Below are 988 nucleotides of genomic sequence, written 5' to 3'. Positions count from 1 at the left end.
CGGCCAAGGCGTCCGCCGCCGCGCGGCCCAGCGGCGCGGCGTTGCGACGCGAGCTGAGCGCCTTGTGGACGGCCGTGCTCAAGCGCGAACCGCCGTCGGAGGACAGCGATTTCAGCGCGCTGGGCGGAGATTCTTTGCTGATGCTGCGGATCTGCTCCCGCGCCGGCCGGGCCTTTGGCCTGGACGCGGCGGTGGTGGCCCGTCTGTTGACGGCGCAGACCGTGGCCGAGCAGGCCCGGGTCATCGAGACCGAGGGCGCGGGCGCGGACGGCGTCCGGGTCGGCGCGCTCGTCGCGCTGTCCGCGCCGGGCGACGCGCCGCCGCTGTTCTTCGCGCCGGGCGCGGGCGGGCATGTGCCGTATCTGCGCGCGCTCGCGGCCGAGCTGTCCAAGGACTTCTCGGTATGGGGCATGGAGCTGCCCGGGCCCGGCGAGGCCGACGCGGCCGGCGTCGAAGCCATCGCGACGGCGCTGATCGCCGACATCCGGCGGGTGCGGCCTTATGGGCCTTATCGCCTGGGCGGCCATTCTTTCGGCGGCTGGGTCGCGCTTGAGATTGCGCGGCAACTGGCCGGCCAGGGCGAGGCGGTGGCTTGGGTTTCCATCGTGGACAGCCTGCCGCCGGGGTCGGCGGCGCGGCCGCACAAGCGGGACTGGCGGGACAGCCGCTGGATGGTGGAGATCGGCAACAGCTTCGCGCGTCTGGCCGACGCCAAGCCGCTATTCGACGCCGATGAATTCGACGCGCTGGACGATGCGCGGAGAGTGGAGCGTTTGCGCGAGCGCTTGATAGCGGCGGGCGTGCTGTCGGAGGAGCTTGGCCTGCCCGAGTTCGCGGCGCGCGTGCGCGCCTTCATCGCGCATTCGCTGACGGATTACGCGCCGGCGACGCCTTATGCCGGGGCGCTGCATTTGATTGTGGCCGCGGACAGGGGCGGCGAGGCGGACACGCCCGACGACGCCGCGCTCATCGACGGCTGGCGCGCGGC

General features: G+C 73.2%; 1 protein-coding gene. It reads left to right on the top strand.

Going from position 1 to position 988, the window contains the following annotated elements; translation table 11 throughout:
* Positions 1-988, top strand: a 988-nt coding sequence (locus tag LQT98_RS23755; protein WP_231465723.1) for a thioesterase domain-containing protein, incomplete at both ends; no start/stop codon positions are given.

Origin of the sequence: Chromobacterium aquaticum, assembly GCF_021129195.1 — a bacterium.
Lineage (GTDB): Bacteria > Pseudomonadota > Gammaproteobacteria > Burkholderiales > Chromobacteriaceae > Chromobacterium > Chromobacterium aquaticum.
This window is presented reverse-complemented; position numbering and strand designations above follow the sequence as displayed.